General features: G+C 63.6%; 14 protein-coding genes and 4 pseudogenes. 2 read left to right on the top strand and 16 right to left on the bottom strand.

Annotation, left to right across the window (positions count from 1 at the left end; all coding sequences use genetic code 11):
• Positions 1-57: 57 nt before the first annotated feature.
• The 12 genes and pseudogenes from IQK56_RS22705 to IQK56_RS22650 form a co-directional block, all read right to left on the bottom strand.
• Positions 58-1,500: an efflux transporter outer membrane subunit gene (locus IQK56_RS22705; RefSeq protein WP_193863625.1), complete on the bottom strand. Its 1,443-nt coding sequence runs from the start codon at positions 1,498-1,500 to the stop codon at positions 58-60.
• Entirely contained in the window at positions 1,497-2,387 is an 891-nt protein-coding gene (locus IQK56_RS22700; RefSeq protein ID WP_193863626.1) for an efflux RND transporter periplasmic adaptor subunit, read from the bottom strand. Before IQK56_RS22700 ends, IQK56_RS22705 begins: the two co-directional genes overlap by 4 nt.
• Complete coding sequence (locus IQK56_RS22695) at positions 2,384-2,593, bottom strand: DUF1656 domain-containing protein (protein ID WP_003187469.1); 210 nt, start codon at positions 2,591-2,593, stop codon at positions 2,384-2,386. Before IQK56_RS22695 ends, IQK56_RS22700 begins: the two co-directional genes overlap by 4 nt.
• Entirely contained in the window at positions 2,590-4,668 is a 2,079-nt protein-coding gene (locus IQK56_RS22690) for an FUSC family protein (RefSeq protein ID WP_193901837.1), read from the bottom strand. Before IQK56_RS22690 ends, IQK56_RS22695 begins: the two co-directional genes overlap by 4 nt.
• Positions 4,665-5,075 carry a MarR family winged helix-turn-helix transcriptional regulator gene (locus tag IQK56_RS22685; RefSeq protein ID WP_122307069.1) on the bottom strand — a complete coding sequence of 137 codons (411 nt, stop codon included), beginning with the start codon at positions 5,073-5,075 and terminating at the stop codon, positions 4,665-4,667. The genes IQK56_RS22690 and IQK56_RS22685 overlap by 4 nt, the downstream gene beginning before the upstream one ends.
• 499 nt (positions 5,076-5,574) lie before the next feature.
• A pseudogene (locus tag IQK56_RS22680) lies at positions 5,575-5,962 on the bottom strand (hypothetical protein); the annotation flags it as partial.
• A 55-nt stretch (positions 5,963-6,017) separates the two neighbouring features.
• The gene (locus IQK56_RS22675; RefSeq protein ID WP_122307071.1) at positions 6,018-6,263 is read right to left on the bottom strand and encodes a DUF2789 domain-containing protein; all 246 of its coding nucleotides are present in this window, start codon (positions 6,261-6,263) and stop codon (positions 6,018-6,020) included.
• Between the two features lie 9 nt (positions 6,264-6,272).
• The gene (gene cysC, locus IQK56_RS22670; RefSeq protein ID WP_193863752.1) at positions 6,273-6,884 is read right to left on the bottom strand and encodes an adenylyl-sulfate kinase; all 612 of its coding nucleotides are present in this window, start codon (positions 6,882-6,884) and stop codon (positions 6,273-6,275) included.
• On the bottom strand, positions 6,868-8,382 hold the full coding sequence (locus IQK56_RS22665) for a TolC family protein (RefSeq protein WP_122307073.1): 1,515 nt from the start codon (positions 8,380-8,382) through the stop codon (positions 6,868-6,870). The genes cysC and IQK56_RS22665 overlap by 17 nt, the downstream gene beginning before the upstream one ends.
• Positions 8,383-8,422: 40 nt before the next feature.
• Positions 8,423-14,429, bottom strand: a pseudogene (locus IQK56_RS22660) (Ig-like domain-containing protein).
• 53 nt (positions 14,430-14,482) lie between these two features.
• Positions 14,483-15,324, bottom strand: a pseudogene (locus tag IQK56_RS22655) (sulfotransferase family protein).
• Positions 15,325-15,434: 110 nt separating this feature from the next.
• Positions 15,435-17,039, bottom strand: a complete 1,605-nt coding sequence (locus IQK56_RS22650; protein ID WP_193863537.1) for a glycosyltransferase family 39 protein — start codon at positions 17,037-17,039, stop codon at positions 15,435-15,437.
• A 177-nt stretch (positions 17,040-17,216) separates the two neighbouring features.
• Here IQK56_RS22650 and IQK56_RS22645 point away from each other — a divergent pair, with 177 nt between their 5' ends.
• Both IQK56_RS22645 and IQK56_RS22640 read left to right on the top strand, forming a co-directional pair.
• A complete protein-coding gene (locus IQK56_RS22645; protein ID WP_122308395.1) occupies positions 17,217-17,804 on the top strand; it encodes a phage tail protein in 588 nt (195 codons plus the stop codon).
• Between the two features lie 57 nt (positions 17,805-17,861).
• A complete protein-coding gene (locus tag IQK56_RS22640; protein ID WP_150762223.1) occupies positions 17,862-18,170 on the top strand; it encodes a hypothetical protein in 309 nt (102 codons plus the stop codon).
• Here IQK56_RS22640 and IQK56_RS22635 read toward each other — a convergent pair.
• The 4 genes and pseudogenes from IQK56_RS22635 to IQK56_RS22620 all read right to left on the bottom strand — a co-directional run bounded on the left by IQK56_RS22635 (position 18,146) and on the right by IQK56_RS22620 (position 22,818).
• Entirely contained in the window at positions 18,146-18,661 is a 516-nt protein-coding gene (locus IQK56_RS22635; protein WP_122308393.1) for a GNAT family N-acetyltransferase, read from the bottom strand. The two genes, IQK56_RS22640 and IQK56_RS22635, sit on opposite strands and share 25 nt — an antisense overlap.
• Positions 18,662-18,676: 15 nt before the next feature.
• A pseudogene (locus IQK56_RS22630) lies at positions 18,677-20,771 on the bottom strand (efflux RND transporter periplasmic adaptor subunit).
• Positions 20,771-22,090, bottom strand: coding sequence for an efflux RND transporter periplasmic adaptor subunit (locus tag IQK56_RS22625; RefSeq protein WP_193863538.1), 1,320 nt, complete (start codon positions 22,088-22,090; stop codon positions 20,771-20,773). Before IQK56_RS22625 ends, IQK56_RS22630 begins: the two are co-directional and overlap by 1 nt.
• The gene (locus IQK56_RS22620) at positions 22,087-22,818 is read right to left on the bottom strand and encodes an efflux RND transporter periplasmic adaptor subunit (RefSeq protein WP_425274580.1); all 732 of its coding nucleotides are present in this window, start codon (positions 22,816-22,818) and stop codon (positions 22,087-22,089) included. Before IQK56_RS22620 ends, IQK56_RS22625 begins: the two co-directional genes overlap by 4 nt.
• Positions 22,819-22,820: the final 2 nt, after the last annotated feature.

Below are 22,820 nucleotides of genomic sequence, written 5' to 3'. Positions count from 1 at the left end.
CGAGCAGTGTCAGGCAGGGCATCACGGCGCCCCACCTGACAAAGCATAGCTATCTGCTCAGGGTTTGCTGGCTTGTGCAGGTTGCGTTCGTCCGCTTTCCCAGCCGCCGCCCAACGCCAGGAACAGGTCGATCTGACTCATCGCAACCTGGGTGTTGGCCGCCGCCAACTGCGCACGCACATCGGTGTAGGTGCGAGTGGCTTGCAGATCCGCCAGGAACGACGCACGGCCGGCCTGGAAGAAGCGGTGGGTCTGCCCCGCTGCTTCCTTGGCGGACGCGCCGGCTTCCGCCAGCGCGTCTCGGCGTTGCAACTGCGCCGTGTACTGCGCCAGGCCGGTCTGGGTTTCGCGGATGGCGTTGAGTACCACTCCGTCGAAATGCGCCAGGGCGCCCTGGGTCGCCGCTTCGGCTTCGTGGATACGGGCGCGGGCGCCGTTGGTCGGCACGGTCCAACTGATCATCGGGCCAAAGCCCCAGCGGTTGGTCGCAGGCGTGCCGAGGTTTTCGAGCAGGCCGACGGTGCCCACCGTGGCGCCGATGGCGATGTCCGGGTACAGGGCGCCGGTGGCCACGCCGATACGAGCAGTGGCGGCGGCCAGTTGGCGTTCGGCCTGGCGCACGTCGGGGCGGCGCTTGAGCAGGGCCGCGCCATCACCCACGGGCAGCAGTTGGGCGATGTGCGGCAGCTCGGCGCAGCTGCCGGTGCCCGCTGGCAACTGGTCCAGCGGCTTGGCCAGCAGCATCGACAGGCGGAACAACCCGGCCTGGCGCGCCGCTTCGTAGCGCGGCATGTCGGCGCGCAGGGATTTGTACTGGGTTTGCGAACGGGTGACCTGGGTTTCGTCGCCACGGCCGGCGTCGCGCAGGCGTTGGGTCAGTTTGGTGCTCTGGGCTTGCAGGTCCAGGGACTCGTTGGCAATCGCCAGTTCTTCGTTGGCCGCGCACACCTGGGTGTAGGAACGCACCACATCGGCCACCAGGGTGATGCGTGCGATATCGGCAGCGGCCTGGGCCGCATCGGCGCTGGCCTGGGCGCTTTCGATGCCGCGTTGCAAGGTGCCGAACAGGTCGAATTGATACGAGGTGGTAATGCCGACGCTGCCGATGTTACCCACCGGCACTTTGTCGGCCAGCAAAAATGCTTCGCCGGACTCCTGCAGGCGCTGCGCCTCGGCCTTGGCGCCGAGGCTCCAGCCGCCGGCGGATTCAGCCTGTTGGGTCTGGAAACGCGCACGCTGCAGGTTGGCGGCGGCCACGCGCAAGTCGGTGTTGGACGCCATGGCCTGGCGCACCAGCTCATCCAGGCGCGGGTCCTTGTACAGCTTCCACCAGTCGCTCGGCACCGGCGCCGACACCACGTTGGCGCCCTCGCCCGCGAGTTGCCCTTGCAGGTCGCCACGGTTGACGGCGGCCTGACCCGGCAGTTGGTAATCGGGGCCTACCACTTGGCAGGCCGACAGCAGCACACCCAGCGCGGCGGTTGCCAACAGCTGCTTCATGGCGTGGCTCCGTCACTGGGTTTGTCGCCAATGATCGACACTGTGGCTGTGCGCCCGGCGATCATGCGGAAGTCCGCCGGCACGTCGTCAAAGGCGATGCGCACCGGAATCCGCTGGGCCAGGCGTACCCAACTGAACGCCGGGTTGACGTTGGGCAGCAGATTGGAGCCGCTGCTGCGGTCGCGGTCTTCGATACCGGCGACGATGCTCTGCACATGGCCGCGCAGGCGGGCGTTGTCGCCGATCACGCGGATGTCCACGGCCATGCCGACGTGGATGCCGTCGAGCTTGGTCTCTTCGAAATAGCCGTCGATATGGAAGGAATTGCTGTCCACCACCGACAGTACTGGGCGGCCAGCGGTGACAAATTCCTGGGTTCGTGGCGCACGGTCGTTGACGTAGCCGTCCACCGGGCTGCGGATCACCGAGCGATCCAGGTTGAGTTGGGCCGAATCCACTGTCACTTGCGCTTCGGCCAGGGCCGACTGGGCACGGGCCACGCGGGACTGGCTTTCTTCCAGTTGCTCGCTGGGCACCAGGTTGCCGAGGCCACGGTTACGCTTGTACTCGCGGCTGGCCTGGGCCAGGGTTTCCTGGCGGTCGGCCACGGCGGCCTCGGCCTGGCGCAGGGCCAGCTTGAAGCGGTCCTGGTCGACGGCAAACAGCACCTGGCCCTTGGTCACCAACTGGTTATCGTGCACGTCCACGCGCTGGATCAGCCCGGACACGTCCGGAGCGATCTGCACGATGTCGGCACGGATGTGGCCGTCGCGGGTCCAGGGCGCAAACATGTAGTACATGACCATGCGCCACACAACGACGACCGCGAAGCTCACGATCAACAGCGTCAGGACTACACGGCCGATGGTCAAAAAAGGTTTTTTCATGTCATCAGGTATCGACTGAGTGAGTCCACCGCGCCCAGCAACAGCGCGTAGAGCCCCACATTGAACAATGCCCGGTGCCAGACCAGGCGATAGAAGTGCATGCGCGTCAACAGCCCGTGCACCACCAGGAACAACACGTACGTAATGCCCATCAGCACCAGCAGCGTGGGCAGGAACACCCCGCTGATATCCAGATCACCGATCATAAAGGCGCTCCATCCGGCAGCGGCGCTTCAAGCTCCGTGCCACCAATAAATTCGACGCCGGGCAGCAGCGCCAGGCGCAGGCCGGCCAAGGCGTGCAACAGGTGCAGGCGGGTATCGTCTTCGTCTTGCAGGCCTTGCCCGTTGAGGGCGCGGCGCGTGCGGTCCAGGGTCATCAGCAGACCGCTGGGCGCGGGCAAGCGTTCACCCGCCTTGAGGCAGGCCTTGAAGTAAGCGCCGACGCCTTCCACCACTTGGTTGAGCAACACCCGTGGCACGCCGAGGATGCGCGGCGAATAGGCCAGCAGGTCGAGCAGGTTCAGCGCCACGCGCAAATCGCGCAGGGCGATGCCGGTGTCCTGGCCGGTGAGGGCCAGGCGCGGCAGGTGCTGCATCAGGCGGTCGAGCATTTGCACGGCCAGGTGCCGGTGTTCGGCCAGGGTGGCGGGTTCGGTGAGGCCGACGATGTCGCGCCAACTGAAACGGGTCAGGCGCTTGGCCGCGAATTCGGCGCCAAAAGGCCGTGCGACCAACGTCCACACAAAGGCAAACAGCAGGCCCACGGGCCCGGCCAGGTTGACGTTGGCGAAGTTGAGGAAGTCCGCGTCGTAGGCGCCCTGGATGCTGATAAACGACGAGGTGTTCACCAGCGTCAGCAACATGCCCAAGTAGAAACGCGGCTGCACGGTGAGGGTGCCGATGCAGATAAACGGCACCGCGAACGCCAGCACCAGCATCGGGAAATCGTGCAGGTTGGGCAGCACCAGAAACAGGTACAGGCTGGCGAACAGCACCGACATGGCGGTCCAGAAAAAGAATCGATAGATCTGCGGCGCCGGGTCGTCCATCGACGCGAAGAAGCTGCACGCCACGGCGGCCAGGATCACGGCGCTGCCGCCGTCGGTCCAGCCCAGCAGAATCCACAGCACCGAGGCAACGATGATCGCCGTAACGGTGGAAAACGCCGAGTAGAACATCAGGCCACGGTCGAGGAATGGCGTAAGCCGGCCCAGGCGCCAGTGACGGTATACGGCGCGCCAGGTGTCTTGGCTTTCGCACTGGATCGCGGCCTGCAGGCTGCGGCAGTCTTGCCACAGGTCGATCCATTCGCCCAGGCGGTACAGCGCGTTGGAGAACAACAGGGTGTGGCGATCATCCAGCGCTTCGCCTTGGGGTTGCAGGGCATCGACCTGATCACGCAGGGCGCGCCAGCTTTCCATGGGTGCGCTTTCTTTGGTGGCTTCCAGCCATTGGCTGGTGGCTTCCAGGATCGGCTTGATGCGCTCGAGAAATTCCGGCGCACGGTGTTCGATGGCGTACAAGGCATCATCCAGGGCATCCACCACCGGCAGCAGATGGATCATGCGCCCACGCAGTTCCTTGGTGTTGCGCACCGTCTGCGGCCGTGCGCCTTCGTGGGGCAACTGGCCGATCATCAATTCAAGGGTGTTGAAGGTGGCAACCATGCCGCCGCGCAGGGTGCTGACCTCTTCAGGCGCCACGTTGCGCGTCAGAAAGCGCTGGCTGTAGACCTGGGCATCGGCAAACCACTTGGCCACCGAGCCATCGAATACCGGCATCAGGCGGCGCGGCCAGAACATCGCGCCCACTACGGCGGCGACCGCAATGCCGAGGAAGATTTCTTCAGTCCGCGCCTCGGCGACATCCCATACCGCCAGCGGGTTATCCACCACGGGCAGGGCGATCAGCGGCAGCGTGTAGCCGGCCAGCATCAGCGCATAGTTGTTGGCGGTGCGCAGGTGCATGGAGAGAAACAGCAACGTGCCCGTCCACAAGGCAATCACCACCACCAGGATGTATGGCGACTGCACGAACATCGGCACAAAGAACACCGCCGCCGCCGCGCCCATCAAGGTGCCAATGGCGCGGTACAGGGCCTTGGAACTGGTGGGGCCGACAAACGGGCTGGAGACGATATACACCGTGGCCATCGCCCAATAGGGACGCGGCATTTGCATGAGCATGGCGATGTACAGCGCGATCATCGACGCGGCGAAGGTACGCACGCCGTAGAACCAGTCGCGGGCGGGCGGAAAACCGCTAAAGAACCCGTTCAAAGCGTCGCCGCCTCAAAGGCCCGCAGCACACGCAGCGCGGCCTCCATATCGGCGGGGGTGATCTGCGCCAGCACTTCACGGCGCAGGCGCACCAATTGCACTTCCACCGCCTGCACCAGCTCACGGCCACGCTCGGTGAGGCTCAAGGCCTTGGCACGACGGTCGTGGGCGTCTTCGGTGCGACACACGTAGCCGTCACTGCACAGGCGATCAAGCAGGCGCACCAGGGACGGGCTTTCCATGCCAGAGGCCTGGGCCACTTTGACCTGGTGCACACCGTCGCCCAAACGACCGATCATCAAGAGCGGCACGGCGCAGGCTTCGGAGATGCCGTAGCTCACCAGCGTGCTCTGGCAGATTTTGCGCCAGTTACGGGCGCCCACCACCATGCTGCTGCTGAGGTTCATCTGGAGTTGTTCGAGGGAGTGAGGCACTGGATAGTTCGCATACAGTTAGTTTGCTAACTATCAATATGATGGAGGGTGGTTGTGCCGTCAAGTTTTGAAACAATTTCTCGATGGATGGAGCGATTCAGCGGCAACAGCGCAGGACCCATGTGGGAGGGGGCTTGCCCCCGATTGCGGTGGGCCAGTCATTGATGCATGCGCTGACACTCCCTCATCGGGGGCAAGCCCCCTCCCACATTTTGATCGATGTTGGCTTCAGGATTGCTCTGCGGCCTGGCCATCCAGGCGGCGCTTGTTTTGGCCCATCACATCGCGCAGGGGGATCCGTGTGGCCGTGACCAAGTGGATGGTTGGGTCTGTGCAACCGGCTTATTGACCGCTCAGTCTCCTAAGCGGCCCTGCTGGAAAACGTCAGCACCTTTTGCTCCACCGCCAGACGCTCCAGATTTTCACTGCCTCGGACGCAACGACTAACGCAGCCATCAACACCAAGCTGTATATGCAGGTGGTTTTGTTCGTGGCGAAAGGCAACGGCCTTGTCGAAAGGGTTGGAAACGATGCTGTTTTGGAGCTCAACCAAATAGTCTTCAGTGAGCAGGCGACCTTCGTGAGCCTGGCGCAACATCCAGCACCCGCCCCGTTAACCCCTCCCATAAAAAACAGGCTTTGCGGATAAACGCGCCGTTTGGCGACTCCGTTAATCCCGCCAAAAATGGCTCAGGCCCAAGCCGTTCAAAAACCTGAGCGAGAACAGCCAAATTCACGCCCTCATGCTTGAGAGCAAACAGCACATGGTCAAATAATGCATCGGGTGCGGGCGCCACGATGGCCGGGACCGCCAGACAAGTGCCGATGAGAGTAATTCTGGTCACGGGTTTAAAGGCCAGATTTTTTTACTGCTCACCATTTTTTTTACAAAACCTTAGCTTTCAAAAGATTTTTTTACACCCCTCGCCCATTGCGCAACATCAGATTCAGCTCATCCACCACCACCGCCCAATCCGCATCGTCCAAAATCTCCTCACGCAAGAAAGCGCGCTGGCTGTCGGTCCAAAAAAACGCGTCCGCCAATTGCAGATCCGGTTTGAGCGGTGAATGACTGGCCAAGAATTGATCAATGCTCTTCGGGTCATCCGGCAAACCCAACTGTTTGAACAATGACGGCAAGCTATGCACTGGCGATTCCATGGCGGGCTCCTAAGAAGGTGATTCTCCAGAGTCTAGCCCAGGCGCCAGCCAGGCCAGCAAACGTTCGACGCACTGCTGTGCCGATAACACGCCGGTATCCAGCACCAATGCAGTATCCGTTGGCGGCTCATAGGGTGAACCCACGCCGGTAAATCCTGGTAATTCGCCCCGGCGCGCCCGTGCGTAGTGACCTTTGGGATCGCGCCCTTCGCACACCGCCAAGGAGGCGCTGCAAAACACTTCCCGGTAATCCGCGCCCAGGCGTCGGGCAAACACCGCCCGCAATTCGGTCAGCGGCGCGATCATGGCCAGGATCACGATCTGCCCGTTGTCCACCAGCAGCGCCGCCAGTTCGCCGGCACGGCGGATGTTTTCCTCACGGTCGCCGTCGGCAAAACCCAAGTCTTTATTGAGACCGCCGCGCAAGGCATCGCCGTCGAGCACGATGCTTTGGCGACCTTGTTCGAAGAGCGCGGCCTGGAGGCCCTGGGCCAGGGTCGACTTGCCCGAGGCGGGCAAGCCGGTGAGCAGGATCGCCACACCGCGATGACCGTTGCGTGCTTCGCGTTGACGGCGCGTGATGCTCGCCGTCGGCGCCACCAGGTTACTGGGCAACGGCACGCGGCACCGGTGTGGCGATGTTGCCGGCAGCCCAGGCCGATTCGCGGCTGGCCAGCGCGGTGGCGATGGTCTGCACGCGGTCGGAGTCCAATTGCTCGGGCAACGGGTCGAGCCCGGCGCTGGCGAAGATCTGGCCGTAGGCATTGCGCAGGTCGGCATAGGCCAGGTCACGGCGCAGGTCGGCTTGCAGGGTGTTGAGTTCGCCCTGGATCAGGTCCAGTTCGCCCAAACCCGCCGCTTGGTAACGATTGCGCAGTTGCGTGAGGATTTGCCCGTCGATGTTCGCCAGTTGCTCGTTGGTCTTGAACTGGCGCACGGCGTCCTGGTAATTGGCGTTGGCCACATAGACTTGTGCCAGCACCGCGATCGACATGGCCTGGCGCCGTGCGGTGGCAACTTCTTCGCCAGCCTTGGCGACATCGATGGCCGCCGGGGCGGAGATCACGTTGAACAGGTTCCAGGTGATCTTGGCGCCATAGTCAGCCCAACGGTTGTCCACCAGGAACGAGTTGCTGTCGTAGTGCCCGCCAGCGGAAAACTCCAGGCCCGGCAGCAGGCGCAACATGGCCTTGCGGGTTTCCGCAGCGCTGATGCGGGTCTGGTAATCCTGCTCACGCAGCTCCGGGCGATTGGCCAGGGCTTCCTGTTCCAGGTTGCTCAGATTGACCTTGAGTTGAGGCACCGTGTACTCGTCTGGCGTGGCCAGCTTCAGGTCGGTGCCCATGGGCAGGTTGATCAGGGTGGCCAGTTCGGTCTTGGCCAGGGACAGGGCACGGCGCTGCTCCTGCAATTGGCGCGTGGCTTCGATCAGCGAGCGCTGGTAACCGAGGGCCTGGACCGGGTCGCCGATGCGCTGCTCGCTCATGTTTTGGCTGTTGGCCTGCGCTTGATCGACCCGTGCCATCAGGCTGTCGATCTGGGTCAGCAGACGCTCGGCGGCCACGGCGCGCCAGTAGGCAGAACGCACGTCCTGTACGATGGTGTTGATCACCTTGCGTCGACGTTCCTGGATGATCAGGCGCTGGTCGCCCTGCTGCTTGGCGCTGATGTAGCTGACGCCGAAGTCGAGCACGTTCCACACCATGGTCAGGTCCGCCACGCGGCGGTCACGATCCTGGGAGGTGGACGGCTCCAGGGACTGCGTACCGGTGAGCACGCTCTGGCTGCTGGAGGCGTTGGTGTTATTGCGCCCGGCGTAGCCTGCGGACAGGGCCATGCGCGGCAGCATGTCGAAACTGGACAGATCGGATTGGCGCTTGGCCAAGGCTTCTTCCATCACCTTCAAGCGACCTTCGAGGTTGTACTTCACCGCACGGGCCATGGCCTGGTGCAGGGTCAAGGGGCCGCTGAGGGGCTCTTGATCCTTGTACATGCCGTGTAGGTCGCTGCGGGCTCGCTGCTCACTGACACTGCGCTCAATCGGTTCGCTGGTGACCGCGCAACCGCTGATCGCCAGCACCAGCAGGCTGGCGCCGAACAACTTTTGACCTGTCTTCATCCCTGTAATGCCCCTGTTCCTGCGCAAAATTGGAGTGTGTTCAAGCCTGCATTTCGCTGATGCCGACCTGTTGCAACGCGGCCGCCAGGTCCATCACCTGACGATGCTCGGTGTCTTTGATCTGTTGCAATTGCTGGCCGAGGGTCGGGGCGCCAAACACGCCACGCAAACCCTGGGCTGCATCGCCGCTGCCCTTGATCGACTTGTTGTCGAACGCCTTGAAGCCACTGTCGTCGCCGCTGTTTTCGCGGTTGAACAGCCCCGAGAGGGTGCTTGAACCAAACACCCCGCCATCGCCGCCGCCAAACCCGAGGAAGCCCTGGCCACTGCCGTCCCCACTGCTATCGGTGCTGAACACCTGGGCGATAAAACTGGGCGACGAAGCGCCGTTGTTGATGAAAATACTGCCGATGGGCGGCAAGCCCCCGCCCATTTCACGTTGTTCGAACAGCGGCGGGAAGCCGATCGGCGAACCCAGGTCGCCCCCCGGCCGGCCGAAGATGATCGGCTGCAACGGCTGGTTCGGTGCGTCCACAGGCGCCGTCGGCGTGGAGACACGGAACAGGGGGTCGCCCGTCAGCGCGATGGTGTTGATCGCAAAATTGTTGGAGTTGGCAAAACCGCTGCCGGCGTTGCCCGCCAGGTCCGCCACCAGGCTGGAATCCAGCGTGATGAAGTTGCTCGGGTCGTTGATATTGGCCGTCGGTGTCAGGGTCGCGGTCCAGGTCTTGCCGCCGTCATTGGTGGCCAGGTTGGACAAGGTGCCACTGGCCACGCTGAGGTCATCCAGCTCAAAGCCGCTGACTTTCTCGCTGAAGGCGAAGGTCACCGTGGTGGTCTGCCCGACCGTCAGGTTGGGGTTGGCCACGCTGATGGTCGCGGTGGGCCGCTCACCATCAATGGCAAAGTTGTTGGAAATCACGATGCCGCTGCCGACGTTACCCGCCGCATCATTCACCAGGCCGGCGTCCAGTACGATCAGGTTGGTGGCATCGCTGATCGCCGCCGTCGGCGTCAAGGTAGCCGTCCAGGTTTTACCGCCATCGCTGCTGGCCAGGTTGGACAACACACCGTTGGCCACGCTCAGGTCCGACAGATCGAAACCGCTGACCGCTTCACTGAAGCCGATGGTCACTGTGGTGGTCTGGCCGATGCCCAGGTTGTTGTCCGCCACGGAGATCGTCGCCGTCGGACGCTGGGTGTCGACCGCGTAGTTGTTGGAATCGGTGGTGCCCACGCCGGCATTGCCCGAAACGTTGACGACGCCCGTGTTGTCCAGGGTGATCAGGTTACTGGTGTCGGAAATGCTGGCACTTGGCGTGAACGTGGCCGTCCAGGTGACGCCGCCGTCGGTGGACGACAGGTTATTCAGCGTGCCGTTGCTGACGCTCAGGTCGCTGTTGTCGAAACCGCTCACGGCTTCGTTGAACGTGATAGTCACCAGCGAGGTTTCGCCGATGCTCAGCGCTGTATCGGCGACCACGATGGTCGCCGTTGGCACCTGCGTATCGATGCTGTAGTTGGCCGAGCTGGTGGTACCGGTTCCGCTGTTGCCCGCCGCGTCACTCACGCCGGTGTTGTCCAGGACGATCAGGTTGGTCGTGTCGCGCACGCCGAGGGTCGGGGTGAAGACGGCGGTCCAGGTCAGGCCGCCGTCGCTGCTGCTCACCGCGCTCAGGGTGCCGTTGGCAACGCTCAGGTCATCGTTGCTGAACCCGGTGACGGCCTCGCTGAAGGTGATGGTCACCAGCGAGGTTTCGCCGACACTGAGGCTGGAATCAGCCAGCACAATCGTCGCGGTTGGAGGCTGTGTGTCCAGCGCATAGTTGTTGGAATCGGTGCTGCCGACATTGACGTTGCCGGCCAGGTCGACGACGCCGCCACTGTTGAGCGTGATGAGGTTGCTGCTGTCCGTGACGCCGTTGGTCGGCGTGAACGTCGCGGTCCAGGTGATGCCGCCGTCGCTGCTGCTCAACCCCGAGAGCACGCCGTTGGCCACCGTCAGGTCGGCGCTGGTGAACGCCGTCACGGCCTCGTTGAAGGTGATGGTCACCAGTGAGGTCTCGCCGGCGGCAATGGCGGTGTCCGCCACGACGATGCTCGCGGTGGGGCGTACCGTGTCGACCGCGTAGTTGTTGGAATCGGTGGTGCCCACGCCGGCGTTACCCGCGCCGTTGATCAAGCCGGTATTGTCCAGGGTGATGACGTTGCTGGTATCGGAAATGCTGGCGCTCGGGGTGAACGTGGCCGTCCAGGTGACGCCGCCGTCGGTGCTGCCCAGGGTGCTGAGCGTACCGTTGCTGATGGTCAGGTCCGAATTGTCGAACCCGCTGACCGCCGAGTTGAAGGTCACGGTGACCAACGACGTCTCGCCGATGCTCAACGTGGTGTCGGCAATCACAATGGTCGCCGTCGGCACGTTGGTGTCGACCTGGTAGTTGTTGGAGTTGGTGGTGCCAGTACCGGTGTTGCCTGCGACATCACTGATGCCGGTGTTATTGAGCGTAATGACGTTGGACATGTCACTGACCCCGAGGGCCGGCGTGAAGGTCGCAGTCCAGGTGATGCCGCCATCGCTGCTGCTGACCGCGCTCAATGTGCCGTTGGCCACGCTCAGGTCCGAATTGTCGAAACCACTGACCGCCTCCGAGAACGTAATGGTCACCAGCGAGGTTTCGCCGACGCTCAGCGCCGTATCGGCGACTACGATGGTGGCGGTCGGGCGCAGTGTGTCGACGGCGTAGTTGTTGGAATCGGTGGTGCCGCTGCCGGTATTACCTGCCCCGTCGACAATCCCGGTGTTATTGAGGGTGATCAGGTTGGTGGTGTCGCTGACGCCTGCCGATGGCGTGAAGGTTGCGGTGTAGGTGATGTTGTCGCTGGTGCTCAGGCCGCTCAGGCTGCCGTTGGTGACACTCAGGTCGGCCAGGGTGAAACCGGTCACCGCCTCGCTGAAGGTGATCGTCACCACCGATGTTTCGCCAACCGCAATGGCCGTGTCGGCGACCACGATGGTGGCGGTGGGGCGCTGGGTGTCGATGGCGTAGTTGTTGGAGTCGGTGGTGCCGCTGCCGGCGTTGCCCGCCGCGTCAGTCACACCGGTGTTGTCCAGGGTGATGACGTTGCTGCTGTCGCTGAGACTGGCACTGGGGGTGAGTGTCCCGGTCCAGGTAATACCGCCGTCGCCACTGCTCAGGCCGGTGACAGTGCCGTTGGCGACCGTCAGATCGGCGGCGGTAAAGCCTGTTACCGCTTCGTTGAACGTGATGGTGACCAGCGAGGTTTCGCCGACGCTCAACGCGGTGTCGGCCACCACGATGCTGGCGGTGGGACGCTGGGTGTCGACCGCATAGTTGTTGGAGCTGGTGGTGCCGCTGCCGGCGTTACCGGCTGCGTCCGCCACTCCGGTGTTGGCCAGGACGATCAGGTTGGTGGCATCGGTGATGCTGGCGCTCGGCGTGAGCGTGGCGGTCCAGGTGATACCGCCGTCACCGCTGCTCAGCCCACTCAAGGAGCCGTTGGCGACGGCCATATCGGCCAGGGTGAAACCGGTGACGGCCTCGCTGAAGGTGATGGTGACCAGGGACGTTTCACCGATGTTCAGCGCGGTATCGGCCACCACGATGGTGGCGGTTGGGCGTTGCGTGTCGATGGCGTAGTTGTTGGAGTTGGTCGTGCCCACGCCGGCGTTGCCGTTGAGGTCCGCCACGCCGGTGTTGTTCAGGACAATCAGATTGGAGGTGTCGGTGACCGTCGCATCCGGCGTCAGCGTGGCGGTCCAGGTGATGCCACCGTCACTGGTGCTCAGACCGCTGATCGAGCCGTTGGCGACGGTCAGGTCGGCACTGGTGAAACCGCTCACGGCTTCGCTGAAGGTGATGGTCACTGCGCTCGTCTCGCCGATCCTGAGGGCGGTGTCGTTGACCACGATGGACGCCGTGGGCGCCACGGTATCGTTGACGATGTAGTTGTTGGAGTTGGTCGTGCCCACGCCGGCGTTGCCGGCCAGGTCGGCAACGCGGCGTTGTTCAGGGTGATGATGTTGGTGGTGTCGGCGATGTTGCTGGCCGCAGTCAACGTGCCGGTCCAGGTGATGCCGCCGTCGCCACTGGTCAAGGTGCCGACAGTGCCGTTCTGCACCGTCAGGTCCGCCGCAGTGAGGCCCGTTACGGCTTCGGAGAAGGTGATGGTCACCGTCGAGGTGCCGCCGGAGTTCAGGTTGGTATTGGCCACCACGACGGTCGCGGTGGGCGGCGTCTCGTCCGGCACATAGTTGGTATTGATGGTGCCGCCATCGCCGTAGACGTTGGCCACCGAGGCCGGCGAAACACCCGCCGCGCCCGCACTGGTCCCCCCCACACCACTTCCGCCAATGTTGCCGGCCAGTGCCGCGAAGTTGGCGGCGGTGATCAGGATCGAGCCTTTGTTCCAGATGGCGCCGACCCCGACACCGCCCGCACCGCCTGCCTGGAGATAGCTGCCGCCGGCTCCACCACCGCCACCGCCACCGCCCGCGCCGACATTGTTGGAGATGGTCGAGTTACCGATGATCCGCAGGGTCGCGCCGGTGTCGTTGTAGATCCCGCCCACCGCGCCGCCGCCGTCGCCACCGAAGTTGTCGTACCCGTCCCCCCCACCGCCACCGCCGATGGACAAGCCGCCACTGCTGGCCGTACCCCCGGCCGAGCCGGTGCTGTAACCCGGATACGCCGCACCGCCCGCGCACCCGTGGTGGAACCGCCACGCCCGCCGATATTGAAGAAGCCGCCGCCCGCGCCGCCCTGCCCCGCGGTGCCATTGCTGCCCGTGGAGTTGAGCGTATCGCCGCCCTTGCCACCGGTACCACCGGTGATCGCGCCGCCACCACCACCGCCGCCACCGGCGTATTGCGGCGTTACACCGCCGCCGCCACCACCGCCGGAAGCGGCGTTGGCGGTCACGGTGACGTTTCTCAGGGTCAAGGTGCCTGCGTTGTAGATGCCGCCGCCCTTGGACACCAGCGCATCGTCGCCGCCATTACCGCCATTGCCGGCCGTCATGCCCCGGGTAATCACCAGGCCATCGAGGGTAGCCGTGGTGCCGGATGTCACTTGCAGGATCTGGGTGCGGTACTGGCCGTCGAGCGTCACGTCGGCCACGTTGTCGTTATTGAGGTCACCGTCGATGGTGACGTTTTTGTTGACCAACAGCACCTGGGTCAGGGCAACGGTCATGGAGCTACTGAACGTGACAATGTCGCCGTTCTGCGCGGACGACAGCGCCGCACGCAAGGAACCGACGCCGGAGTTGAGGTTGTTGGTGGCGGTCCAGGTGGCCAGGCCCCATTGGTATTCACTCATGGCGCTGGCGGACAGCACGTTGGCGCTTTCGATGTTGCCGGTAGCGATTTCCAGGTCCCAGTCGCCGCCCAGGCCGGTGCGGTCGTTGGATGCGGCCACGTCGCGGCCGGTCAATTGCGCCAATGAATCGACCAGGCTCAGGCCACGCTCGCCTTCGGCGGTGTAGCAGCCATAAATCAGGATATCGCCGCCCACGTTCATGTCCTGGCCGATCTGCGCCAATATCTCGCTGCGGGCCTGGACGTTATCCGCCGACAGGTAACTGTTACCCAGCCACAGATCGCCGGCATTGCCGTGGGCGATGATCTGCACCGAACTCACGCCCTGGTGGCTGTCCAGGTAATCGGCGATCTGCTGCAAACCGTCCTTGCTCGCCTCCAGTTGCACCACCTGGGTACCGGGCGCCACACCTTCAAGCAGGCTCGCGGAATCCTTGACCCGGGAATCGACGAACAACACGCTCTTGCCCGGCACCGCCGCCTGGGTCGCATCGACCTGGCCCTGGGGCGCGTGTGTGTCTGCCGGCTGGTCGGCGGTGGGAGGCTTGGCCGCCTCGGCCGTGGGATGGGCATCCGGCTGCGCGGCATCGGCCACGGTGGCCGCGACCGCGCCGTCGAACAGCATTCGCGGCTCCAGGCACATGATCATTGGCGATGCCAGGGCGTGCGCGCCCTCGGTTACCCGCGATTTGCCTTTGCTCCACCACATGACGATCACCCGGACTCGAACGACTTGAATACGCAAAAAAGGAAAAGCCGCAATCAGCTGATCGCGGCGTCGGTTTTCATACGAATGACATTGGCCGCACTGGCAGACCCATCGCGCCAGAACGACAACGCGGCGTACTTCTCAAACAAGTCCGGCGGCAACAGCGTGCGCCGTGCCTGTGGCGCGACCTTGGGCTTGACCTTGTGCAGGCCGGCCAGTCCCAGGGCCTGGTCGAAGAGCGGCGCGTCGTAGGTCAGGTGGTTGAAGTCATGTTCAAACCAGGGCTCGCCGATGAAGTCGTACACCAGCCGCATCACCCGCTCCGGGGCCTGGCTCAACAAGTCGTAATCGACGACCAGCAACGATTCGGCGTTCTCGCCGTAATACGCCTCTTTGAGCGCGGTCCAGGCAAAGCCCACCAGGCGATTGCGCTGGGCCAGGGTTTCGCAGCGGCTGTAGACGGTGTTGCGCTCGTCATCGTCGTTGAACAGTTTGGTGTTCTCGAACGGGTTGGCGCGGTACAGGCGTTCAAGGCTGTCCAGCACCAGGCCACGTTGCGCACACAGGCGATCACTTTGGCCTGGGGGAACAGGTCATGCAGCGCTGGCATGCGCGCGCACCATTGACGGTTGGTATCGAACACCACGGGGGTGGACGCCTTGTCGGCGTAGTAGGCGTCGAACAACCCGCGCAGCAGACGGCGGCGGGTGCCGGCGTCGATCACCGAGCCGAACTCGCTGCCCGCGCTGCATTGCGCCAGCACCCCGTTGAACAAGGGGCTCACTGGGCTGCTCATGCCGGCGTGAAAACGCGGGTTCTGCAGGAGAATCGCAGAGAGCAAGGTCGAACCGGAACGCGGCAGTCCGGAGATAAAGTGATACTGCAATCCATTCACCACTTTGTAGGACAAAAATCCGTTTTGTGATGCAAGCGTAGCTGAGGATTGCAATCTCAACTAGTGGTTAATTGCCACTATTTTGATATGCCTGTAATGCCAAACGGAGATTAGGGACAAGCTACCGCCTGGGCGGTATCCGGGCCGCGGCACAGCGCATATAAACGCGCCCTGGCGCCACCGCCGTCCTGTTGGGTGATCAGGCGCCAACCTGCGGGCAAGGGCGCAAATTCGTCCGGCCCGTCGTCGCTGCTGATCAGCCAGACGCGTCGGGTATCGGCCGGTAATGCCGACAAACGGTCGAGGTAAATGCGCCCGCCGTCCTGGTCCACCAGGGTGCCAAAGCCATAGGCATTCGGTCGGGTCGGCGTGCCGTCGGGTTTGGGCGGGGTATAGAGCTGCAGCTGCGCGTCGGTCTGGTCGTAATACACGTAGCTGAGATACCACATCATGTCGCTGAGGACGATGCGGTCGTCTTCCTGGTAGTTGCGATTGACGAACTCCACCGGCACGTTGAACTGATCGTGCTCAGCCACTGCGAAGTTATTCTTCAGCCCCACCAGTTCCACACCGACCAACAGCACGAACAACGCCGCCCCGAGCCACACCAGGCGTGAGGGCAGACGATCGATTGCCACCGCCACCAGCATCGGCAATGCCAGGGCGTATACGGTGAGGTAGCGCTCGATAAATACTGGCGAGATAAACGACACCCCATACACCAGCAACAGCGGCAGCAGAAAAAACAGCGCCAACAGCACCGCAGGGCGATCAGGCTCGCGGTCACGCCAGGCGGTAACGCCCACCACCGCTATCAACAGCAGTGGGAACAGCCAGAACAGCGGCCGCCAGAGGTCCAGGCCTTCGTCCTGGAGCACAAACTGCCAGATCATCGATGGCACCGAGAACAGGTCGACCGGCGCTTCCCAGCCAATATCGCCGCCGACCTTGAGTTGATCGACATGCTGCACCAGGTCCAGCAGGTTCGGCAGCCAGGGCAGATAAAGCAGCACGATGGCGACGTTAGCCAGCCACCAACTACGGCTTAAGATCAGGCGTTGGCCCGCTGGTTGCGACGTGCACAACACGCCCAGCCAGGCCCAGTGCACCAGTACGCACAGGGCGGTGAAGTAGTGGGTGTAGAAACCCGCGCACATGAGCAGCACATACATCGCCGGATAGCGCGTGCGGCCAGGTTGGCGCACCCAGTACACCAGTGCCAGCGTAGCGCCCAGCAGCCACACCCCCAACAGGGCATACATGCGCACTTCCTGGCTGTAACGCACCGCCGTGGGCATCAACGCCAGCAATATGCCTGCGAGGACGGCCGCACGTTGGTTCGACAGCTGCCGGGTGAGCCATATACCCAGGCCCACGACCGTCACGCCAGGGATCGCGCTCATGCTGCGGATCGACCAGATTGTGTCGCCAAACAACTCGATCCAGCCACGCAGCATGAAAAAATAAAGCGGTGGGTGCACATCGTGGGCGGCGTGAAACCACAGGTCGTCCAAGGCGTATTCGCTGAGCAATAGGCTGGAGCCTTCGTCGCCCCAGATCGCCGCAGCGGTCAGACCATAAAAACGCAGGGCCATGGCCAACCCGAGGATCGGCAACCACCACAGCCGGCTGAGCCAGCCGGCACCGGCCCAGGCACCGTAGAGCGCGGCAACGGCGCTTGCCTTTTGGTTTTGTTCTAACACAGACCGTCGCACCTCAAATTCCTCAACAACCGTACAGGCGCAAACACGCGCCACTCCAGGTCAAACGGGCTATCTGCGCTTGCTGTTGCGCAGGGTTCGGGCAGCGCGCCAAACCTGCGTCTACGCTCTGCAATGACGCCCCCCCTGGTGCGTCACACTCTATAGAGCCTCTACAAGGATGAACGATCCATGGAAGTATTCATCGGCACTATCCAACCCTTTGCGTTTAATTTTGCTCCTCGGGAGTGGGCCTTGTGCGCCGGTCAAACCCTCCCCCTCAGCCAATACCAGGCGCTGTTCGCCCTGATCGGCGTCAACTACGGCGGCAACGGCTCGACGACTTTCATGCTGCCCAACCTGCAAGGTCGCCTGCCGGTCGGCCAAGGTAACGGCCTTGGCTTGACGCCGCGTGTTATCGGCGAAGTCTCCGGCACCGAGAGCGTCACTGCCACACTGGCCAACCTCCCCGCCCACACCCATGGCAGCACAGCGCTCAAGGCCAGCACCTCGGTGCAACTGGCCAACGCTGCCAGCAACCCGGCGAACGCGCCCACCGCCACCAACTCGTTTATCGGCGCGTCCGGTACCGGGCCAGGCAGTGCCACCATTTACTCGGACCAACAGGGCACCAACCCGGTGCCGCTCCAAGGTGTGAGCACCACCTTGACCGGCACCATTGACCCCGCCGGCCAAGGCCAGCCCATGGGGAGTATGAACCCCTTTCTGGTCGTCAACTTCAGCATTGCCCTGAACGGCATCTTTCCGTCACGCGAGTGATGTCACCCCTTGGCCGAGGCTTGAATGCCTCGGCGCTTTTGAAGCGGAGCCATGCTTATGTTGAACCTGGTCACCTCTGAACATTTTCGCCCGTTGCTGGCAGGCAGCAGCACGCTTTACCTGCCGGATGGCTCGGCGCTGTCGATTCAGATCGAACGTGTACGCGAGGCGCCCCAAGCGACTTTGCCGCACAACCCACGCGGGGCTTTCAGCGTCTTGTTCAGCAGCCTTGGCCCTACCGATTTCGTGGACGGTCTATGCTGCCTGCCGCTGCCGGACGTATGCCTGGAACAGGTGTTCGTGTCCCGCGAGCCCGCCATGGGCCGAGATGCCGAACGCGGCTATTTCTGCATCGTGTTCAACTGAGACGGGTACCACACCAGCCGTTGCGCGGCAGGGGTCTCTTCCTCCACCCGAAACCCCAGCGCCAGGTAATGCTGGCGCGCGTGGGGGTTGCTCGCCCATACCACCGTGGCCACCGGGCAAAACACCTGGCTGGCGGCCTGCTGCACGCCTTGCAACACCGCTCGGCCAAACCCCTGGCCGCGAGCGGCCGGAATAAACGCCAGGTACAGCACCCGGATCTCGTTAGGCCCGAAGTCGGCACTCAACGCGCCGATGGGCGTGCCCAGTTTCTCGACCACGTAATGTAGCGCGCCGGGAAAGTGCTCATCCATGCCCTTTTCCTGGATCTGGAATTGCTGGGCGATCACCTCCTCCACCAGGGCCTGTTCGCTATCGATCCATTGCAGATCGGCCCGCGCCGAGCGGTAAAGCCCCTGTAGGAACGGCCCATCGGTACTGCGCGACGGGCGCACCACCAGGCCCTGCGCCAAAGCGCCATCCTTGTTCAGCATCGTGTTCAACTCCTGTCAGAAACCGCTTTCCCGGACGCCCAGCGCTGCCGCTCGTCGCCAAGCCACACCCAGCACTGATTCGCTGCGCCCTTGCAACACCACCACCCCGCGCAACGGCTGATGGGGCGTAGGGATTGATTGCACAGTTGTGAACCGAGCGCCGTATTGCGCCTGGACCGGTGCCGGACGCTGGTTTGCATCGCGGCGCACGGCAATCGGTCGTGGTGATCGGAGGTCAGGGCTTCTTGATCGAGATAGGCCACGCCGTTGGCATCGATGTCCGTCAACGCCACGGCAATCGCGGCGTGCATCGGGTCATCGGCGATAAACCGCCCGGTGGCCCCCGGCAGCACGCGCCACAACTCGGCCTCGGCCAGATAACCGCGCAAGCGTGCGCCGTCCTCGACCACTTGCGCCAGCGCGTCCTTGGGCGACAACCAGCGGCCTGTGCTCAGTTGCGGCAGCACGTCACGCACGGTCCCGGCATGGGGCGCACGCAACAACAGGCGCTCGCGCTGGGCGGCCAAGCCTCGGTATTCAGCCAGGGCCTGGGACAATCGCTGGTCATTGATGCCGGCATCCGCCGCCGTTTCGCTGCGCCCGGCCTGGCGACGCATCTGCAACTGCAGGATCTCGACTTCGCGGCGCACGATGCTCTGCCGGGCGTCCAGGTCAGGGGACTCCAGTTCGACCAACACCTGGCCCTGCGTCACCACTTGCCCGTCCACCACGTTCAATGCCTTGACGCGTGCCGCCACCGGCGCATGCAACGCACTGGCGCGCCCCGCTTCGAGCATCGTCGGCAGCTCCACCGCACTGCGCCAGGGCACCACCAGCGCAAGCACTATCAGCAGCAACCCGAGGCCCGTGAGCACCACCCTCGGCGTATGGGCCCGGCTGCGTCGGCTCCACCATTCGCGCCACTCCTTGATCACCGGCAGGCAGATGAACCACACCAACTCCACCAGCATCAGAAAGATCCCGAGCAGTTTGAAAAACAGGTGATACACCGCCAACGCGATCCCCAGAAACAGCGCCGCACGCCACAGCCACGCCAAGTAGCCCCACCACAGGAGACGTCGCTGCATTGTCGGCGACCAGGTTTCCGGCGCCGGTTCGCCATAGCCGAACAACCACTCACGCAAACGCCAGCGGCAGAGGGCGAAGGCACGGCCTTGCAGGTTATCCACGCCCCACAGATCGCTGATCAGAAAGTAACCATCAAAGCGCATGAACGGGTTCAGGTTGATCGCCAGGGTGGTCAGCCACGTGGCGCTGGCCAGCATGAACGCTGCGGTGCGCGCCGGCCGTCCGGCAACAGCGACCAGGCCAGCAGCGCAACGCAGGCGAGCAGCAATTCAGCCATTACGCCGCCGGCGCCAATCAGCAGCCGCGAGCGGCGGTCATTCACCCGCCAGGCGTCGCTGACATCGGTGTAGAACATGGGCAGCAACACCATGAACGCCACACCCATGCTCTGCACCCGGCACCCGGCACGCTTGGCCATGAAGGCATGACCGAACTCATGGCACAGTTTGGCGAAAAACAGCGCCACCCCGAACGCCAAGGCACCACCCAGGCTGAACAGATGTGGAAAGGTCGCCAAAAAACGCTGCCAGTCCCGCGCGACCAGAAACACCCCCAGGCCCAGAATCATGGGCAACCCGTAGCGCAACAAACCCGGTCCAAACCGCGCCAGCCACGGCCAAGCCCGGTTGAGGAAAGCGTCTGGGCGCCACAGTGGAATGCGAAAGAACAGGTATTGATGCAGCAGTACTTGCCACAGGCTTTGCTTCTGGGCGGCGGCTTTATACAGGTAGCTGGCCCGTTGTTCCGGGTCCAGCGCGGCGATCAGGTCGTGGGTGCGTAGAAAACTCAACAGCTCATCCACTTCGCTGTCGCCCAGCGGCAAGCCCGGCTCGCGGTTGGCAGCCTGCAGGACTTTTTGCACATCGCCCAACGACCAGTGGCGCAACAGCCGAATGGCGGTGGCGCCAAGTTTGAAGTAACGCCCGCGCACCGGGTCGGCCAGGGTCCAGCGCGGCGAACCGTCCAGGGCGACACCAGCGCTGGACAGTTGCAGGTCGTCGCGCAATCTGGGCAAGCCCATCAAAGCCCCACGCTCTGGCGCAGGCCCGCCAGCGGTCGACGCAACAGGTACAGCGCCAGCGGCGCACGCTCGCCAAAGATCTTCGCGGTACCGCGCAGGCCGATACGCGGCGGCGCGTCATCGAACTGCGCGTCCAAGCGATAGGCCAATTGCCCTCCCGGCGTGGGTTGGGCCTCGTAGGCGGCGCGTTGCAGGGTGGCGAGGTGGCGTTGCAACGGGTCGCTGTCAAGAAAGAGTGCGACTTGGGCGTTCGGTGCCAGGGCAATCGCATCGCCCACCGCCAGCTCGATGCGCAGCTCAGCCTGGCCGGGGTCGGCGATCTGCAACAGGCGCTCGCCGGTCTGCACCGGTTTGCCGAGCCAGCGCTCGGGATCGGCGAAGACGGCGATACCGTCACGCTCGGCGCGCACTTCGCTGCGCTTGAGCAGCTCACGGGCGTAATCGCGTTCGGCGCGTTTTTGTTCGACGCGCGCGGCCAGCAAGTCGATGCGCGAATTGGACTCGGCGTCGGCAAACGCCCGCTGGGCATTGGCCTTGAGTTCGGCTTCGGCCACGCCCAACGCACGCGCAGCCACGTCGGCCTGGGCCGTGAGGGTGGTGCTTTCAAAGCGCAGCAGCACGTCACCGCGCTTGACGGGTTGGTTGGGTTTGACCAGAAATTGCGCAATCACACCGTCCAACGGTGCCGCCACCACTTGCCCAGCCAGCGGCACCACCTCGGCAGGCGCCAGCACCGACTGGCGCACGGGGATCAACAGCAACAGCAGCAACGCGACCACCACCAGGGCCTGTCGCTTACGGGTCAGGCGCAACCGCCAAGGCTGACGGGGTTGCAGCGCGAGCCAGGCATGACTGTAAGTGTCACCCAGTTGCGCCAGCAGCACCTGCTCGGCGGGGTTCCACGGAGTATCCCGTGCCAGCCACAAACCGCCGAATACTCGGTCTTGAGGGCCGATGAACGGTAACCAGAACACATGCCCGGCAGACAAACTCAGCCAGTCGGCCTGCACCTGTGCGCTCATTAGCTCGACAGGCACCACACGGGCGGTCTCGCCCAGCGCCTGCTTGTGCAATTGCGCCACCGCCTGCTCGACGAACGCCACAAACGGCGCGTTCGGATCGACGCTACTCACAGCGGTCACCGCCTGCACCTTGCCGGCGATCAACAGCGCCGCGTGGCGGTAGCCAAACAGCGGCTGACCATCATTGACCAGGCTGTAGGCCAGTTGCTCGGTGCTGCGTGCGGTGCGGGTCTGACGTTCAAGCTCGAGAAACTGGGCAAACACCCGCTCGGTATGGCCTGGCATCGGTGCGTTCATTGCAGTTGCGCGAAGTGGGCGGTGCCGCTCATGCCGGCCATCAGCCCGGTTGCATTGGACACCGTGGCCACCAACAACAGCGTCTGGCTGCCCTCGTCAATGCGTGCGCCCAGGCGTTTGACGGTGGCGCTGAACGCTTGGCCGGTTTCATCGGGGGTGAAGTTGAACGTCTGCCCGGGCTTGAGCCTACTCATCCAGCGCGACGGCACCAGCAAGTGGATCTCCAGGCTGCGGTTGTCGACGATTTCCAGCAAGGGCGAGCCCGCCGAGACGCTTTCATAGCGTTGCACTTTGCGCTGCACCACTTGGCCGTCATACGGCGCCAGCACGCTGCAACGCTTGATCTGCACCTGATAGACCTGGGACTGTGCCTGGGTTTCGGTGAGTTTGGCTTCAGCGCGTGCCACTTCGAAGCGACCGACGGAATTGAGCGCCGCCAGTTGCTTATTGTGGGCCAGTTCTTCACCGGCGCCGCGACTGGCCGCCGACGCTGCATTGAGTTGGGCCTGATAGGCCGAACAGTCGAAACGCGCCAGGGTGTCGCCCTTCTTGAATGACTCACCCTCGCTGAACGGCAGATCGACAATGCGCCCGGACAACTCACTGGCCAGCATCGCCTGGTCGCGAGCGCGCAACACACCACGCGCCTCGCTGCCGGTGCTCACGGCGGCCGTAGCCGGATGATCCAGTAACGGGTCATCCGCCATCACCATCGGCACTGCGCCCATCA

The sequence above is a fragment of the Pseudomonas cyclaminis genome, from assembly GCF_015163715.1.
In the GTDB taxonomy this organism is placed as follows: domain Bacteria; phylum Pseudomonadota; class Gammaproteobacteria; order Pseudomonadales; family Pseudomonadaceae; genus Aquipseudomonas; species Aquipseudomonas cyclaminis.
Note: the sequence above shows the minus strand (reverse complement) of the source record. Positions and strands in the feature narration are given on the sequence as shown.

Excerpts from the sequence above, each read along its gene's own strand:
- IQK56_RS22705 (WP_193863625.1), bottom strand. The coding sequence starts at position 1,500 with ATGAAGCAGCTGTTGGCAACCGCCGCGCTGGGTGTGCTGCTGTCGGCC.
- IQK56_RS22700 (WP_193863626.1), bottom strand. The coding sequence starts at position 2,387 with ATGAAAAAACCTTTTTTGACCATCGGCCGTGTAGTCCTGACGCTGTTG.
- IQK56_RS22695 (WP_003187469.1), bottom strand. The coding sequence starts at position 2,593 with ATGATCGGTGATCTGGATATCAGCGGGGTGTTCCTGCCCACGCTGCTG.
- IQK56_RS22685 (WP_122307069.1), bottom strand. The coding sequence starts at position 5,075 with ATGAACCTCAGCAGCAGCATGGTGGTGGGCGCCCGTAACTGGCGCAAA.
- IQK56_RS22675 (WP_122307071.1), bottom strand. The coding sequence starts at position 6,263 with ATGGAATCGCCAGTGCATAGCTTGCCGTCATTGTTCAAACAGTTGGGT.
- IQK56_RS22665 (WP_122307073.1), bottom strand. The coding sequence starts at position 8,382 with ATGAAGACAGGTCAAAAGTTGTTCGGCGCCAGCCTGCTGGTGCTGGCG.
- IQK56_RS22645 (WP_122308395.1), top strand. The coding sequence starts at position 17,217 with ATGGAAGTATTCATCGGCACTATCCAACCCTTTGCGTTTAATTTTGCT.
- IQK56_RS22640 (WP_150762223.1), top strand. The coding sequence starts at position 17,862 with ATGTTGAACCTGGTCACCTCTGAACATTTTCGCCCGTTGCTGGCAGGC.
- IQK56_RS22635 (WP_122308393.1), bottom strand. The coding sequence starts at position 18,661 with ATGCTGAACAAGGATGGCGCTTTGGCGCAGGGCCTGGTGGTGCGCCCG.
- IQK56_RS22625 (WP_193863538.1), bottom strand. The coding sequence starts at position 22,090 with ATGAACGCACCGATGCCAGGCCATACCGAGCGGGTGTTTGCCCAGTTT.
- IQK56_RS22620 (WP_425274580.1), bottom strand. The coding sequence starts at position 22,818 with ATGGGCGCAGTGCCGATGGTGATGGCGGATGACCCGTTACTGGATCAT.